The organism is Pseudomonas sp. W15Feb9B (genome assembly GCF_000828175.1).
GTDB lineage: Bacteria > Pseudomonadota > Gammaproteobacteria > Pseudomonadales > Pseudomonadaceae > Aquipseudomonas > Aquipseudomonas parakoreensis.
Map to the genome: position 1 here is coordinate 227,708 of NZ_JTKF01000029.1, position 15,729 is coordinate 243,436.

18 protein-coding genes are annotated in these 15,729 nt (G+C 60.7%); 11 read left to right on the forward strand and 7 right to left on the reverse strand.

From position 1 onward, the window contains the following. Positions 1-61: 61 nt before the first annotated feature. Positions 62-466, reverse strand: coding sequence for an acetyl-CoA sensor PanZ family protein (locus OC71_RS16450; protein ID WP_041071382.1), 405 nt, complete (start codon positions 464-466; stop codon positions 62-64). Between the two features lie 224 nt (positions 467-690). Between OC71_RS16450 and OC71_RS16455 the strand changes: the two genes are divergently transcribed. The 7 genes from OC71_RS16455 (at position 691) to OC71_RS16485 (ending at position 6,508) form a co-directional block, all read left to right on the forward strand. Continuing rightward, positions 691-2,355 (forward strand): OFA family MFS transporter, encoded by a 1,665-nt coding sequence (locus OC71_RS16455; protein ID WP_041071385.1) that lies wholly within the window; start codon positions 691-693, stop codon positions 2,353-2,355. Positions 2,356-2,626: 271 nt separating this feature from the next. Continuing rightward, the gene (gene hisB / locus OC71_RS16460; RefSeq protein WP_007909204.1) at positions 2,627-3,220 is read left to right on the forward strand and encodes an imidazoleglycerol-phosphate dehydratase HisB; all 594 of its coding nucleotides are present in this window, start codon (positions 2,627-2,629) and stop codon (positions 3,218-3,220) included. After that, positions 3,220-3,858 (forward strand): imidazole glycerol phosphate synthase subunit HisH, encoded by a 639-nt coding sequence (hisH, locus tag OC71_RS16465; RefSeq protein ID WP_041071390.1) that lies wholly within the window; start codon positions 3,220-3,222, stop codon positions 3,856-3,858. The genes hisB and hisH overlap by 1 nt, the downstream gene beginning before the upstream one ends. Next, positions 3,859-4,119 carry a DUF2164 domain-containing protein gene (locus tag OC71_RS16470; RefSeq protein WP_041071393.1) on the forward strand — a complete coding sequence of 87 codons (261 nt, stop codon included), beginning with the start codon at positions 3,859-3,861 and terminating at the stop codon, positions 4,117-4,119. A gap of 42 nt (positions 4,120-4,161) precedes the next feature. Further along, positions 4,162-4,899 carry a 1-(5-phosphoribosyl)-5-[(5-phosphoribosylamino)methylideneamino]imidazole-4-carboxamide isomerase gene (hisA, locus tag OC71_RS16475; protein WP_041071396.1) on the forward strand — a complete coding sequence of 246 codons (738 nt, stop codon included), beginning with the start codon at positions 4,162-4,164 and terminating at the stop codon, positions 4,897-4,899. A gap of 9 nt (positions 4,900-4,908) precedes the next feature. Continuing rightward, complete coding sequence (hisF, locus tag OC71_RS16480; protein ID WP_007909211.1) at positions 4,909-5,679, forward strand: imidazole glycerol phosphate synthase subunit HisF; 771 nt, start codon at positions 4,909-4,911, stop codon at positions 5,677-5,679. A gap of 73 nt (positions 5,680-5,752) precedes the next feature. Further along, positions 5,753-6,508, forward strand: coding sequence for an ABC transporter substrate-binding protein (locus tag OC71_RS16485; protein ID WP_041071400.1), 756 nt, complete (start codon positions 5,753-5,755; stop codon positions 6,506-6,508). Here the strand turns inward: OC71_RS16485 and OC71_RS16490 are convergent. From OC71_RS16490 to gpmI, 5 genes are all read right to left on the reverse strand, one after another. Further along, positions 6,489-7,784, reverse strand: coding sequence for a Vps62-related protein (locus OC71_RS16490; RefSeq protein ID WP_041071403.1), 1,296 nt, complete (start codon positions 7,782-7,784; stop codon positions 6,489-6,491). The genes OC71_RS16485 and OC71_RS16490 overlap by 20 nt on opposite strands. 113 nt (positions 7,785-7,897) lie before the next feature. Beyond that, complete coding sequence (locus OC71_RS16495; RefSeq protein WP_041071406.1) at positions 7,898-8,674, reverse strand: divergent polysaccharide deacetylase family protein; 777 nt, start codon at positions 8,672-8,674, stop codon at positions 7,898-7,900. Positions 8,675-8,676: 2 nt separating this feature from the next. Further along, positions 8,677-9,996, reverse strand: a complete 1,320-nt coding sequence (locus tag OC71_RS16500; RefSeq protein WP_041071409.1) for a S41 family peptidase — start codon at positions 9,994-9,996, stop codon at positions 8,677-8,679. A gap of 31 nt (positions 9,997-10,027) precedes the next feature. After that, positions 10,028-11,314 carry a murein hydrolase activator EnvC gene (locus tag OC71_RS16505; protein ID WP_041071412.1) on the reverse strand — a complete coding sequence of 429 codons (1,287 nt, stop codon included), beginning with the start codon at positions 11,312-11,314 and terminating at the stop codon, positions 10,028-10,030. Positions 11,315-11,565: 251 nt separating this feature from the next. Further along, positions 11,566-13,092: a 2,3-bisphosphoglycerate-independent phosphoglycerate mutase gene (gene gpmI, locus OC71_RS16510; protein ID WP_041071415.1), complete on the reverse strand. Its 1,527-nt coding sequence runs from the start codon at positions 13,090-13,092 to the stop codon at positions 11,566-11,568. A gap of 153 nt (positions 13,093-13,245) precedes the next feature. Here gpmI and OC71_RS16515 point away from each other — a divergent pair, with 153 nt between their 5' ends. Genes OC71_RS16515 through secB form a run of 3 tightly spaced genes read left to right on the forward strand, consistent with a single transcriptional unit; the run spans position 13,246 to position 14,458 of the window. Next, a complete protein-coding gene (locus tag OC71_RS16515; protein ID WP_041071418.1) occupies positions 13,246-13,659 on the forward strand; it encodes a rhodanese-like domain-containing protein in 414 nt (137 codons plus the stop codon). A 1-nt stretch (position 13,660) separates the two neighbouring features. Beyond that, entirely contained in the window at positions 13,661-13,915 is a 255-nt protein-coding gene (grxC, locus tag OC71_RS16520) for a glutaredoxin 3 (RefSeq protein ID WP_041071421.1), read from the forward strand. Positions 13,916-13,972: 57 nt separating this feature from the next. Continuing rightward, on the forward strand, positions 13,973-14,458 hold the full coding sequence (gene secB, locus OC71_RS16525; protein WP_025110924.1) for a protein-export chaperone SecB: 486 nt from the start codon (positions 13,973-13,975) through the stop codon (positions 14,456-14,458). Between the two features lie 188 nt (positions 14,459-14,646). Here the strand turns inward: secB and OC71_RS16530 are convergent, their stop codons facing one another. Then, positions 14,647-15,102 (reverse strand): tRNA (cytidine(34)-2'-O)-methyltransferase, encoded by a 456-nt coding sequence (locus OC71_RS16530; protein ID WP_041071426.1) that lies wholly within the window; start codon positions 15,100-15,102, stop codon positions 14,647-14,649. Between OC71_RS16530 and OC71_RS16535 the strand changes: the two genes are divergently transcribed. Beyond that, positions 15,101-15,541 (forward strand): hypothetical protein, encoded by a 441-nt coding sequence (locus tag OC71_RS16535; RefSeq protein ID WP_041071428.1) that lies wholly within the window; start codon positions 15,101-15,103, stop codon positions 15,539-15,541. The genes OC71_RS16530 and OC71_RS16535 overlap by 2 nt on opposite strands. The last annotated feature ends 188 nt before the right edge of the window (positions 15,542-15,729 follow it).

The window sequence follows — 15,729 nt, forward strand, 5'->3', positions numbered from 1 at the left end:
TAGTCGAATTCGTAATTTAGCCGGGGAGTATAGCGCTGCATCCGCCCGGTTCGGGGCGCTGTCATGTCGCGATGACGTCCAGCGGCACTTGCAATTTGGTGGTCAGCGCCTGGGTTTCAAGGTGTCCGGCCGGTGCCAGCAGGCGCAGTTGCGCACCCGCTTGCGACGCCATTTTCTGCGCTTGGTTCACCAATCGCTCAGCCACCCCACGGCGCCGGGTGACTTTTCGTACACACAAATGTGACAAGTACCAAATCCTGTCGTGCCTTGTCAGGCGTGCTGCGCCCAGCAGGCGATCATTGAAACGTCCTGCAATCAAAGAGCCGTCAGCCAGGCTATTTTCGATCAGTTGAGCGTCCCCGGAATACGGTGCGAACAGCCATTGCGGGGCGTCCCGATAGATTTTCTGCAGATCCTGTTGATCCTGGTAACTGGCATCGTGCAGCGCTTGGACAACGATCGGCATGGCTTTTTCCTGTGGGGGAGGAGATCAGATGACATGAAAAAGGTGATATCAGTTTGGTTTTTCTGTCACGTGCAAATGGTAACCTTCGCCGGTTCGTCCGTCCTTCTGCGACTTAACGTCGCGCCTTCAAGGAGCTTCACCCGAAAAAACGGTCATGCCGGCGTGCATAAAGGCCGAGGGTGAGCAGTGGCTGGCGAACCATACTAATAATTGGGGGATACACAATGAGCACGAGCATCACGGCGGACGGCCTTCGCGCCGACCAGCCTGCGTTCCTGTCCAAGGAACGCATTATCGCCAAGCCCGGTTTCAACCGTTGGCTGGTTCCACCGGCCGCTCTGGCCATCCACCTGTGCATCGGCATGGCCTACGGTTTCTCGGTGTTCTGGCTGCCGCTGTCCAAGGCATTGGGTGTCACCGCGCCCGTGGCTTGCGCGCCGGACATGAGCTTCATGGCTCAGGTCTTCTCTTCGCAATGCGACTGGCCGATCTCCATGCTCGGCTGGATCTACACCTTGTTCTTCATCTTCCTCGGCTGCTCGGCCGCGATCTGGGGTGGCTGGCTGGAACACGCCGGGCCACGCAAGGCTGGCGTTGTGTCGGCATTGTGCTGGTGCGGCGGTCTGCTGATCTCGGCACTGGGGATTTATACCCACCAGATCTGGCTGATGTGGATCGGCTCCGGCGTGATCGGTGGTATCGGTCTGGGCCTGGGCTATATCTCGCCGGTCTCGACCCTGATCAAGTGGTTCCCGGACAAGCGCGGCATGGCGACCGGCATGGCGATCATGGGCTTCGGCGGCGGTGCGATGGTGGGTGCACCGTTGGCGACTGCGCTGATGAGCCACTTCGCTTCGCCTGCCGGTGTCGGCGTCTGGCAGAGCTTCGTGGCCATGGCCGCGATCTACTTCGTGTTCATGATCGGTGGCGCGTTGGCCTACCGCGTGCCGCCAACCGGGTGGAAGCCTGAAGGCTGGACCGCTCCGGCGAAAAAAGCCTCGAACTCGATGATCACTCACCGTCACGTCCACGTGAATGTAGCGTGGAAAACCCCACAGTTCCGTCTGGTGTGGCTGGTGCTGTGCCTGAACGTGTCGGCCGGTATCGGCATCCTCGGCATGGCCTCGCCCCTGCTGCAGGAAGTGTTCGGCGGCAAGCTGCTGGGCGTTGACGTGCCGTTCGGTCAACTGGACGCCGGGCAACTGGCTTCGATCGCCGCGATCGCTGCCGGCTTCACCGGTCTGCTGAGCCTGTTCAACATCGGTGGCCGTTTCTTCTGGGCCTCGTTCTCGGACTACCTGGGTCGCAAAAACACTTACTTCGTGTTCTTCGCCCTCGGTTTTGCCCTGTACGCGTTGATCCCGAACATGGGCCATCTGGGCAACGTTGCACTGTTCGTGGCGGCGTTCTGTATCATCCTGTCGATGTACGGCGGTGGTTTTGCGACCGTTCCGGCGTATCTGGCCGACCTGTTCGGTACGCAAATGGTCGGCGCGATCCACGGTCGCCTGCTGACTGCCTGGGCCGCCGCCGGCGTGCTCGGTCCGGTGTTGGTGAACTACCTGCGTGAGTATCAGTTGAGCATCGGCGTTGAACGCGCGGCTGCTTACGACATCACCCTGTACATCCTCGCCGGCCTGCTGGTGCTGGGCTTCCTGTGCAACCTGCTGGTGCGTCCGGTGGCCGACAAGTACTTCATGACCGACGCCGAACTGGCCGCCGAACAGGCGCTGGGCCACGACAAAGGTGCTGATGCAAGCACTGTGCTGGAGTGGAAAGCCGCGCCGGGCAGCAAGCCGCTGGCAATTGCCGCGTGGCTGGTGGTGGGCATTCCGTTGGCGTGGGGTGTGTGGGTGACCCTGCAGAAGACGGCGGTACTGTTTCACTAAGTAATGGGTAAAACGCAGTACCCCTGTGGGAGCGAGCCTGCTCGCGAAGACGGACTGTCAGTTGCCATAAGTGTTGGCTGACTCACCGCATTCGCGAGCAGGCTCGCTCCCACATTTGTTTTCGGGGTGGCTGTAATGGCTTGTATGGACATGTCTACCCGCGACAGCCGGGGCTTCTGTCCGTCAGGCATATCACGTCGCGTGTTTCTGTTTCGGCCCCGCGTGCCTATAATGGCTGCCTTTTTCGCCCAATGATTTTGCGGAGCTGGTGATGGCCGAACGTAAGGCGTCTGTCGAGCGCGACACTCTGGAAACCCAGATCAAAGCCTCGATCAACCTTGATGGCACCGGAAAGGCCCGATTCGATATCGGTGTTCCTTTTCTTGAGCACATGCTGGATCAGATCGCCCGTCACGGGTTGATCGACCTGGATATTGAATGCAAGGGCGATCTGCATATCGACGACCACCATACCGTGGAAGACGTCGGTATCACCCTCGGCCAGGCCTTCGCCAAAGCCATCGGCGACAAGAAAGGCATCCGTCGCTACGGTCACGCCTACGTGCCGCTCGATGAAGCGCTGTCGCGCGTGGTGATCGACTTCTCCGGTCGCCCGGGCCTGCAGATGCACGTGCCGTACACCCGCGCCACCGTGGGCGGCTTCGACGTCGACCTGTTCCAGGAATTCTTCCAGGGCTTCGTCAACCACGCCTTGGTCAGCCTGCACATCGACAACCTGCGTGGCACCAACACCCACCACCAGATCGAAACCGTGTTCAAGGCTTTCGGCCGCGCGCTGCGCATGGCCGTCGAGCTGGATGAGCGCATGGCCGGGCAAATGCCATCGACCAAAGGCGTTCTGTAATGCAGACGGTTGCAGTTATCGACTACGGCATGGGCAACCTGCACTCGGTGGCCAAGGCCCTCGAGCACGTCGGCGCCGGCAAAGTGCTGATCACCAGCGATGCCGACGTGATCCGCGAAGCCGACCGCGTGGTGTTCCCCGGCGTTGGTGCGATTCGCGATTGCATGGCGGAGATCCGTCGTCTCGGTTTCGACGCACTGGTGCGTGAAGTCAGCCAGGATCGTCCGTTCCTCGGCATCTGCGTCGGCATGCAAGCTCTGCTCGACAGCAGCGAAGAGAACGACGGCGTCGACTGCATCGGCCTGTTCCCGGGCGCGGTGAAGTTCTTCGGCAAAGACCTACATGAAGACGGCGAGCATCTGAAAGTCCCGCACATGGGCTGGAACGAGGTGCAGCAGAAGGTCAGCCACCCGCTGTGGCACGACATTCCGGACGGGGCGCGTTTCTACTTCGTGCACAGCTACTACATCGCTGCCGCCAATGCGCGGCAGGTAGTCGGTAGCGGTCATTACGGGGTCGATTTCGCTGCCGCGCTGGCCGATGGCTCGCGTTTCGCTGTGCAGTTCCACCCGGAGAAGAGCCATACCCATGGCCTGCAATTGCTGCAGAACTTCGCCGCGTGGGACGGTCGCTGGTAAATGGCTGCCAGGAAATCCAAGCCGCCGATCCTGACCCTCACTCCCGAACAGGAGAGCGAGGCCAATCGCAAGATTCAGCGGTTCATGGAGGATCGGTTCGAACTCGACCTGGGTTCGTTCGAAGCGGCGGAAATTCTTGAGCTGTTTACCCGCGAAATTGCTCCGCACTATTACAACAGGGCGATTTTCGATGTGCAGACCCACCTCAAAGAGCGGTTTGAAAGCATCGAAAGCGACCTGTGGGCGCTCGAGAAAAACTGATTTCCGAGCCAAGCTGAACATTCAAATTTGAAGGTTTGCCAGATGCTGATTATTCCCGCTATCGATCTTAAAGACGGTGCCTGCGTACGTCTGCGCCAGGGCCGCATGGAAGATTCCACAGTGTTCTCCGATGACCCGGTGAGCATGGCTGCCAAGTGGGTGGAGGGCGGTTGCCGTCGTCTGCATCTGGTCGATCTGAACGGCGCGTTCGAAGGTCAGCCGGTCAACGGCGAAGTGGTGACCGCGATTGCCAAACGCTACCCGAACCTGCCGATCCAGATCGGCGGCGGTATCCGTTCGCTGGAAACCATCGAGCATTACGTCAAGGCGGGCGTGAGTTATGTGATCATCGGCACCAAAGCGGTGAAGGATCCGGCGTTCGTCGCTGAAGCCTGCCGTGCGTTCCCGGGCAAGATCATCGTCGGTCTGGATGCCAAAGACGGCTTCGTCGCCACCGATGGCTGGGCTGAAATCAGCACCGTGCAGGTCATCGACCTGGCCAGGCAGTTCGAAGCTGACGGTGTATCGTCGATCGTTTATACCGACATCGCCAAAGACGGCATGATGCAGGGCTGCAACGTACCGTTCACCGCTGCGCTGGCTGCTGCGACGAAGATCCCGGTAATTGCCTCCGGCGGTATCCACAATCTGGGTGACATCAAGTCGCTGCTCGACGCCAAGGCGCCGGGCATCATTGGCGCAATCACTGGCCGGGCGATCTACGAAGGCACCCTCGACGTCGCCGAAGCGCAAGCTTTCTGCGATTCGTACCAAGGCTGAGGACTGACCATGGCGCTGGCCAAACGCATCATCCCTTGCCTGGACGTGGACAACGGCCGGGTCGTCAAAGGTGTGAAGTTCGAGAACATCCGCGATGCCGGCGACCCGGTGGAAATCGCCCGTCGTTATGACGAGCAGGGTGCCGACGAGATTACCTTTCTCGACATCACCGCCAGCGTCGATGGCCGCGACACCACGCTGCATACCGTCGAGCGCATGGCCAGCCAGGTGTTCATTCCGCTGACCGTCGGCGGCGGCGTGCGCACCGTGCAGGACATCCGCAACCTGCTCAACGCCGGTGCGGACAAGGTCTCGATCAATACCGCAGCGGTGTTCAACCCGGAATTCGTCGGTGAAGCGGCGCAGCATTTCGGCTCGCAATGCATCGTCGTCGCTATCGACGCGAAGAAGGTCTCCGGCCCGGGTGAAACCCCGCGTTGGGAAATCTTCACCCACGGCGGGCGCAAGCCGACCGGTCTCGATGCAGTCGAGTGGGCGAAGAAGATGGAAGGCCTGGGTGCCGGCGAGATCCTGCTGACCAGCATGGATCAGGACGGCATGAAAAACGGCTTCGACCTTGGCGTGACTCGCGCGATCAGCGATGCGCTGGGCATTCCGGTGATCGCTTCCGGCGGCGTCGGCAATCTGCAGCATCTGGCCGACGGCATCCTTGAAGGCCACGCCAGCGCGGTACTGGCGGCGAGTATTTTCCACTTCGGCGAATACACCGTGCAGGAAGCGAAAGCGTACATGGCCAAACGCGGCATTGTGATGCGCTAAACCGTACAGGCCAGTGGACAGCATGGCGTACCCAAGGCACTCTTGGGCACGCCATGGATTCCGGTAGCCCGACATGATCAAACGCCTGCTTCTTGTTCTCGCCAGTGCTTCTGTGTTGTTGCTCAACACGGCGCGGGCCGAAAACAGTCCCGACACCGATCTGGTGCTCCTCACCGAAAACTTTCCGCCCTACAACATGGCGAAAGACGGCAAGAATTTCGCCAAGGGCGAGAACATCAACGGCATTGCCGCCGACATCGTGCGTGAAATGTTCAAGCGCGCCGGGCTCACTTACAGCCTGACGCTGCGCTTTCCCTGGGAGCGGGTCTACAAACTGGCACTGGAAAATCCCGGTTACGGTGCTTTCGTGATGGCGCGCCTGCCGGATCGCGAAAACCTGTTCAAATGGGTCGGCCCGATCGGTCCGGACGACTGGATCATGTTGGCCCGGGCCGACAGCAAGATCACCCTCGAAACCCTCAACGATGCGCGCAAATACAAGATCGGTGCCTACAAGGGCGACGCAATTGCCGAGACCCTGGCCAAGCAGGGCTTGAAGCCAATGGTGGTGTTGCGCGATCAGGACAACGCGAAAAAACTGGTCAACGGCCAGATCGACCTGTGGGCCACCGGTGATCCTGCCGGGCGTTACCTGGCGCGGCAGGACGGGGTCACCGGTCTCAAGACCGTATTGCGCTTCAACAGCGCCGAGTTGTACCTGGCGCTGAACAAGGACGTGTCGGATGCAACGGTCGCCAAGCTGCAGGCGGCGCTGGATCAGATGCGCAAGGACGGTGTGGTCGACGAAATCATGGGGCGCTATCTGTAGCCGTCGGCAACACCTTGCCCGCTGTGTCGTGGATGCATTCTTGCGGCGGATACTGCAGCAGTTCCAGGCTCTCGAACTGGGTGTAACCAAGGTTGATCCCCGCTTGCGAGCCATCTGCACGAAGCAGCTCGTAGAAACTCTCCTGCTGATAAGCCGCGACGAATTTGCCTTTGCCGGCCATGGCGAGGACGTGGCTGACGAACGGTGTCAGCCAGCCGCTGGTTGAGGTTTCGCAGTGCGTGAACTGGCTGTCGAGTCTCGCCGAGAATGGCAGTGACGGATGGACGTCGCCCTTCGTTGCCCAGGCGCTCACAAAACTGATGGCGGTAACCTGAGTGAACAGGCGCAGCACCTTCGGATTCTGCAACCGTTGCGCAGTCCACTTGAATGCCCGCGCCTTGTCGCCCGTGTTGTGTCCGCTCCCGACCAGATAATACTGGTCGGTTCTTTCCAGGCGATAAAAGGGCGTGGTGCGTAATTGTTCGAGCGGTGACAGGTCATCCTTGACCACGAACCACGGAAGTTCCACCACTTGAGCGAGGGAGGCCGCTCCGTTGCTTTGCGGAGCGTCCGCTGCGCGGAGCGCCGGCAACACTGGCGATGATTTGATCAGCGGCGCGATCTGCATCCGCAGGGCAAAGACACTGACATCGGCCTGTGGTCGGTTGAAGCTGTCTGCCGCAATGAAGGTCCCCGGCGCGAAGTGAATGTCTCCCGGCGGTGCGCTGGGCGGTGTGACGCTCCAGGCACTGAAACTCTGCCGTGCACCGCTGCCCTTGTCGCTCCAGAGCATATTGCCGACCGTTGAAGCGATCACCAGGTCGGCCCTGACGCAGCGCACGCTACTGAGCAGTGGCTTGTCGTCGCCGCTGGAGCACACCTGGCCCAAGGCAACGTAGCCGGCCGGGGGCAGCGGTCGCCAGACCGTGCAGTTGGTTTTGGCGCCCGAGCCGGTATCTTTCCAGACTTGTTCAAAGTCGAGGGGCGCACTGAGGGCTTTGGCTTTTGTCGGGTCGGTCTCGCGCTCGCTGACAACGGCCACGACGTGTTTTGCGTTGATGTTGTCGTGGCTGCCCACCACGACATCGCCTAAAGGAAAGTAGCCCGGCAGCATCTCGGGAGAGGGCGTCGGGCGCCAAAAGCTCCCGGGTGCCGCTTTCGATCCGCTGCTGTCCCAGATTCGCTGGAAATCAGTCGTGAAGTTGATCAGCAGATTGTCCAGCGTGATCGGTTTTGCCTGTTGCGGGACGCCTGCGTCCTTGTCTTCGGTATTCATAATCAGCCCTGATAGTGAAAGACGACTCGGGAAGAGTCGTCACGGTTGCAGGGCTCACTATCCGGCCATGGGCGGGCCGTTTGGCGGTAATTATGTATAGCGGGCGAGGCTGTTCAACGGTAGACGCCGTCCTTGCCATGGGCGGCGGTGGCGCGATTGCTGCGCACGCTGATCATCTGCTTGATGTCGATCCACTCGATGCCTTGTGCCTTGAGCTTCGGCAATTCACGTTCCAGGACTGCCAGGGTCTGTGGATACGGGTGACCGATCATCACCGCTGACCCCTGCTTGCGCGCCAGGCTGATGGCGGTCTGCAGTTGGGTGAAGATGGCGGCTTCGGTGCGCTCGTCATCGAGGAACACATCCCGCGAGACACTCGCCAGATCGATCTTCTGTGCCTGCTGCGCTGCGACGGTCTGGGCGCTGGTGCGGCTGTCGACGAAGAATTTGTGCCGACGTTGCAACTCACCCATCAGCCACGCCATTGCCACCGGCTGGGCGGTCATGCGACTGCCCATGTGGTTGTTGATGCCCGCCGTGTAGGGGACCATTTTGAAGGCGGCGTCGAGGCGCTTTTGCAGTTCCTCGAGCGGTAGTTCAGGATGCCAGGCGTACGGGCCGGTGGCCGGGTCCATCGGCATGTGCAGAATCACGATCTTGCCGGCGCGATGCGCTTCGCGGGCGAATTCGGTAGCGTGCGGCGTGTCGGGCATGATCGCTGTGGTCACCGGGCCGGGCAGGGCCAGCACGCGGCGATCCCGGGGCAGGTTCTGCCCCAGGTCGTCGATGATCAGCGTCAGGTAGGCTTTTGGCGGGGTGGTTCTGGCAGGCTCTGCGTGAGCAGCACCCGCCAGACAGCACAGCAGGACGAAGAAGAAACGCAACGACATCCTCAACGGCCGGACGTGATGCTCAGCCCTTTGAGCAGGCTCAGCGCCTGGGCCAACTGGTAATCGTCATCCTGCGGCATGGCCTTGGCCTTGGCGCCGGAACCGGTCGGCTTGTCCGCGCCGCCGTTGCCGTTGCCCAGGTGACCTTGCAGGTCGGCTTCCTTGAAGTAGTCGCCGTCGGCTTCGTTGGTGATCTTGGCCTTGCGCACTTCGATGTCCGGGACGATGCCCTGGGCCTGGATCGAGCGACCGTTCGGCGTGAAGTACAGCGCCGTGGTGATCTTCAGTGCGCGGTCGTTGTTCAGCGGCAGCACGGTCTGCACCGAGCCTTTGCCGAAACTGGTGGTGCCCATGACCACGGCGCGTTTCTGATCCTGCAGGGCGCCGGCGACAATTTCCGAGGCCGAGGCGCTGCCACCGTTGATCAATACGACCATTGGCACGGCTTCGCTTTCATCCTTGCCGGTGGCGGAGAAGCGCAGTTCGGAGTTGGCGATCCGGCCTTTGGTGTAAACGATCAGGCCTTTCTTGATGAAGTGGTCGACCACTTCCACGGCGGCCTGCAACACGCCGCCCGGGTTGTTGCGCAGGTCGAGGATGATGCCGTTGAGCTTCTTGCCGTTGTCCTTGCGCAACTTGGCCAGGGCCTTGGAGACCTCTTCGCCGGTCTTGACCTGGAACTGAGTGATGCGGATGTAGCCGTAGCCCGACTCCAGCAGTTGCGCCTTGACGCTCTTCACTTGAATCACGGCGCGGGCCAGAGTCACGTCGAACGGCGTACCGCCATCGCGCACCAGGGTCAGGGTGATTTTCTGGCCGATCTTGCCGCGCATCTTGTCCACGGCTTCGGTCATGGTCTGGCCGCGGGTCGGCTGGCCGTTGATCTTGACGATGAAGTCCCCGGCCTGAATGCCGGCCTTCGATGCCGGGGTGTCGTCGATCGGCGAGACGACCTTGATGAAACCGTCTTCGGAGCCGACTTCGATGCCCAGGCCGCCGAATTCGCCGCTGGTGCTCTCCTGCAATTCGGTGAAGTCTTCAGGGCCGAGATAGGCGGAATGCGGATCGAGGTTGCTGAGCATGCCCTTGATCGCGTTTTCCAGCAGGGTCTTGTCGTCCACCGGCTCGACATAGGCGGCCTTGATCCGGTCCATTACCTCGGCAAAGGTGCGCAACTCTTCCAGCGGCAACGGTGCCTTGGCGGTCGCGGCAGTGCCTGCCGGAGCGACGGCCGGGGCCGGTTGAGCGGCGAACGCCAGAGGCGCGCCGATCACCAGAGCGATCGTCAGGGCCAGCGAGGTAAGGCGGGACAAATGCAGCATGTCGAACGAACTCCTGAATTAGGCGACGCGCTTATCCTTGCGCGTGACACCATTGCGCCGGATCACTCGGGTGACCCTGCTGACGAATTGCGAAATACAGCGCTGGTGTGTCCTGACCGCCACTGTTACCCACAGTGGAGATCGACTCACCGGCTTTTACCACGTCACCGGCCGACTTGAGCAGCGTCTGGTTGTGACCGTAAAGACTCAGATAACCATTGCCGTGATCGAGGATCACCAGCAGCCCGGCACCGCGCAACCAGTCGGCGAACACCACGCGCCCGCCGTGTACGGCATGCACCTGGCTGCCGGCGGCGGCGCTGATCATCACGCCATCCCACTTGGTGCGGGCATCGTCGCCCCGGCTTTCGCCGAAGCGTGCCAGCAATCGACCATCAACCGGCCACGGAAGTTTTCCCCGGGTTGCAGCAAAAGGGCCACCGAAGGTCTCGCCGCTGCTGGATACCAGCGCGCCTGGCGTTGACTTGACTGGTTTTCGTGGGGCGTCGCTGGTGTCAGCCTGCGCCTCACGCAAACGCTTTTTTTCCGCTTCCTGCTGGGCGATCAGCGCTTTCTGCCGCGCTTCTTCTGCCTCACGGGCCTGACGGGCCAGGGTTTCTTCAATGGTTTTAAGGACTTTAGACAGGTCTGCCTGATCCTGCTCGCGGGCGGCCAGTTTCTGGTCGCGGGCTTTCACGTCATCGTTGAGTTTGGCGAGGACTTGCTGGCGCTCCTTGCGGACTTTTTCCAGCTCGTCGCGCTGGCTGTCGAGGCTGCTTTTCTGCACCAGCAATTGCGCCTGCTGCGTGGCGATGTCTTTTTCGACATTGGCCAGTTGGCGCAGGGTTTCGTTGAAGTTCTTCAACTGCTCCAGGCGGGCCTGGCTCAGGTAATCGTAATAGGTGAGGGTGCGGGCGAATTTCTCGGGATTCTGCTGGTTGAGCAGCAGCTTGAGGTATTCCTGACGGCCGTTCTGATAGGCCGCGCGGGCCTGGATGGCGATCAGTCGCTGCTGTTCAGTGCGCGCGCTCTGGAGTTTTTTTTTCTCCGCATCGAGTCGCTGCAGCTCGGATTCGCTCTTCTTCAGCTCTTTCTGCAGGGCATCGACCTGCTTCTCGAGCTTGCCCATTTCGGTTTCAGTGCCCTTGAGCTCTTTCTGCACACCGGATTTTTCTTCCTGCAGCTTGCCCAGCAGCTTTTTCAGCTCGGCAATGTCCTGACGCGTGGCATCCAACTGCTGTTGGGTTTGCGCGCGCTCGTCAGCGAAGGCCGGTTGGAGCAGGCAGGTCAGAGCGAGGGCGATCAGGACGCGGAGCATAGAGGCGGGCGGCACCAGGGTAATGGACGGCCTAGTATGCCCGCCCGGGGCTGCAAAAAAAACGCCCAATTGGGCTTGTGTGATAACTGGAGCGGCGCAGAGGCCCATTTCCATTTCGAAAACCCCATAAACCACTGGGGAGCTGGCTTGCCAGCGATGGCGTCTACACATTCAACATAGCTGTTGGCTGTCAGATTGCTATCGCTGGCAAGCCAGCTCCCACAGGGTTTGGCGGTGTTTGATCTGGCGAATTACACCAGAATCGACGTACCCGTCATCTCCGCCGGTTTTTCCAGGCCCAGCAGCATCAGCATGGTCGGAGCCACGTCCGCCAGTACGCCGCCGTCACGGACCTTGAGGTCACGCTTGCCGACATAAATGAACGGCACAGGCTCGGTGGTGTGCGCGGTGTGCGCCTGGTGGGTTTCTTCATCGGCCATTTTTTCGACGTTGCCGTGGTCAGCGGTGATCAGCGCTTCGCCGCCGACTTTTTCCAGCGCCTCGACGATGCGCCCGACGCAGGTGTCCAGGCATTCCACGGCCTTCACTGCTGCGTCGAACACGCCGCTGTGGCCGACCATGTCGCCGTTGGCGTAGTTGACCACGATCACGTCGTAACGCTGGTGTTCGATGGCGTCGACGATGCGGTCAGTCACTTCCGGTGCACTCATTTCCGGCTGCAGGTCGTAGGTGGCGACTTTCGGCGACGGGATCAGAATGCGCTCTTCGCCCGGGAACGGTTCTTCACGGCCACCGGAAAAGAAGAAAGTGACGTGTGCGTATTTTTCGGTTTCGGCGATGCGCAGCTGGGTCTTGCCGTTTTTTGCCAGGTAGTCGCCAAGTACATTTTCCAGGCTGCCCGGAGCGAAGGCGGCCGGGGCCGGGATGCTGGCGGCGTATTGGGTCAAGCCGACGTACTGCACTTTTGGCTGGCGCGCGCGCTCGAATTCCTTGAAATCGTCTTCGACGAACACGCGGCTCAGCTCGCGGGCGCGGTCGGCGCGGAAGTTCATGAACACCACGGCGTCGCCGTCTTCAACCTTGACCGGCTCGCCGATGGTGGTGGCTTTGACGAATTCGTCGCTTTCGCCACGGGCGTAGGCAGCGTCGAGGCCTTCCTGAGCAGTGGCGGCGTTGAATTCGGCGTTACCGTCGACGATCAAGTTGTAGGCCTGTGATACACGGTCCCAACGGTTGTCACGGTCCATCGCGTAGTAGCGACCGATGAGGCTGGCGATGCGGCCCTTGCCGAGCGCCTGGAACGTCGCATCGAGCAGTTCGATCGACGAAGCGGCGCTCTTTGGCGGCGTGTCGCGGCCATCAAGAAAGGCGTGCAGGTAGATTTTTTCGGCGCCGCGCTTGAATGCCAGCTCGGCCATGGCGATCAAGTGATCCTGGTGGCTGTGCACGCCGCCATCGGACAGCAGGCCCATGAAATGCACGGCGTTGCCGGCGGCCACGGCTTTATCCACAGCGGCGCAGATGGTCGGGTTCTCGAAAAACTCACCGTCGCGGATCGCTTTGGTCACGCGCGTGAAGTCCTGATACACCACGCGCCCGGCGCCGAGGTTCATGTGGCCGACTTCAGAGTTGCCCATCTGGCCGTCCGGCAGACCAACGTCCATGCCGCTGCCCGAGATCAGGCCGTTCGGCACCGTGGCCCACAGGCGATCGAGCACTGGCTTCTTCGCCGCATACACGGCATTGGATTCGTGGCTGTCACTGTGACCGAAGCCGTCGAGAATCATCAGGACCAAAGGTTTAGGCGTGGTAGTCATGGAATCCACTCGTGGCTAATAAAGAAGAGGGCGATGGAAAAGGGAGTGGCAGTTTAAAGCGAAGTTCCTGCGGCGTCACCGCCGGACGGGGTTTGGCCCACCATAGTGGCTGTGTATACTGGCCGACATTTTAACGCCCTGGAACCTCCTTCGATGGTTGCTCACCTGATTGAATTTGCCACTAACCACTACATTCTTGTCGGTATCTTCGTCGTACTGCTGGCTCTGCTGCTGGCGCACACGATGCAGGGCGGCGGTAAAAGCCTGAGCACTGGCGAGCTGACCGCACTGGTCAACAAGGACGCAGGCGTGGTGGTGGACATCCGTCCGGCGAAAGATTACGCCGCCGGTCATATCGTTGGCGCGATCAACATTCCTCAAGACAAGCTGGCCGCGCGTGCCGGTGAGCTGGAAAAGCACAAGGCCAAGACCATCATTCTGGTGGACGCCCTGGGCCAGACCGCTGGTACCCACGCTCGCGAGCTGATGAAATCCGGCTTCACCGCCGCCAAGCTGTCCGGCGGGATCTCCAGCTGGAAAGGCGACAACCTGCCGTTGGTGAAGTGATATGAGCGAAGTCATCGTCTACTCCAGCGATTACTGCCCTTATTGCATGCGAGCCAAGCAATTGCTCGCGAACAAAGGTGTGGCCTTCGAAGAGATCAAGGTCGATGGCAAGCCGCAGATTCGTGCTGCCATGAGCCAGAAGGCCGGACGCACGTCCGTGCCGCAGATCTGGATCGGCGACAAGCACATCGGTGGTTGTGATGATTTGTATGCCCTGGAGCGCGCCGGCAAGCTCGACGCGCTGCTCAAGGCCTGAACGGCTGCACCCACGTACAGCAATCCCTAAAAGACCCAAGATCAGAAAGGATCTGAGATGACTGACCAACAGAACACTGCAGCCAGCGAAGAAGAAACCGCACCGCAATTCTCCTTGCAGCGCATCTACGTACGCGATCTGTCCTTCGAAGCCCCGAAAAGCCCGGCGATCTTCCGCCAGCAGTGGGACCCTACCGTCGGTCTGGACCTGAATACCCGTCAGAAAGAACTGGAAGGCGATTTCTACGAAGTCGTGCTGACCCTGTCCGTGACCGTGAAAAACGGCGACGAAGTGGCCTTCATCGCTGAAGTGCAGCAGGCCGGTATCTTCCTGATCAAGAACCTGGACGCGGCTTCGATGAGCCACACCCTGGGTGCGTTCTGCCCGAACATCCTGTTCCCGTATGCTCGCGAAACCCTGGACAGCCTGGTGACCCGCGGTTCGTTCCCGGCCCTGATGCTGGCGCCAGTGAACTTCGACGCCCTGTACGCGCAAGAGCTGCAGCGCATGCAGGCTGCGGGCGAGACGCCGACCGTACAATAAGCGGTTTGAGCGACAACGAAAAAAGCGCCGTAACGGGCGCTTTTTTCTTGGGTTGGAATACAGACTTCATGACTTCATGTAGGAGCTGCCGCAGGCTGCGATCTTTTGATCTTGATCTTCAAAAACAGGATCAAAAGATCGCAGCCTTCGGCAGCTCCTACAGGGGTGATGTTTTTGCGGGCGGGTGGTTATTTAAAGTCGTTCTGCCGCCACGCTTCGTACACGGCCACCGCCACAGTGTTGGACAGGTTCAGGCTGCGGCAGCCTTCACGCATCGGCAGGCGCAGGCGCTGTTCGGCGGGCAGGGCGTCCAGCACTTCCGGCGGCAGGCCACGGCTTTCCGGGCCGAAGATGAACGCATCGCCCGGGACGAACGCGGCATCGTGAAACGGCCGCGAGCCCTTGGTGGTGAACGCGAACAACCGTGGGTGGCCGAGGCTCTCCAAGCAACTGGCGAGGTCGGCGTGGCGCTGCAACGTGGCATATTCGTGGTAGTCGAGACCGGCCCGGCGCAAGCGCTTGTCGTCCATCTCGAAACCCAGCGGTTCGATCAAATGCAGGTGGCAGCCACTGTTGGCGCACAGCCTGATAACGTTGCCGGTGTTCGGCGGAATTTCTGGTTGAAAAAGGATGACGTGAAACATGCACGGCTCCGAAGGTAAAGATGACGCGCATTCTACGCCGCCAGCCGACCCGCGTTCGAAACTATTCCCGCGGGTGATCGGTTCGTTGGCGATTTTCGGCTTGATGGTCGGCTTGATGATCGGTCGCCTGACCACGCCGGACCCGAGCGTGCTGCAGCAGGTCGACGTGACCGCTGACGGCTTGGTGGTGTGGTTCAACAATGAGCCGAAGCTGCACGGCGAGATCATCGACGGTACTGTGGCTTTGTTGTTTCAGGCTGAAGGCCGCGCGCAGAAGGGCCAGCTCAAGCTCAATGGCAAGGATGTGAACTGGCGTACGCGAGTGAGTGACGGTGGGCTGTTGTTGACAGTGCTGGCGGCGCGGCCGCTGCAAGGGGAATGGGCCGGGAGCAAGGTCGGTGACCGCTGGCGGCTGGAGATCCATCTCCGGGAGCAATAAAAGCGGGAATCCCCGGCCTGCCTGTACCAGGGTTCCCAAAACGGCGTGGACTTCGCTGAGAGCGTCGGTCCGGTGTAAAGAGGGAACCCCCGGCCTGCCTGTACCAAGGATCCCAAAAGGGTGGGTTCGCCGCGTTGCGGTTTGAACCCGGTGTAAAGAGGGGAATCCCCGGCCTGCCTGTACCAAGG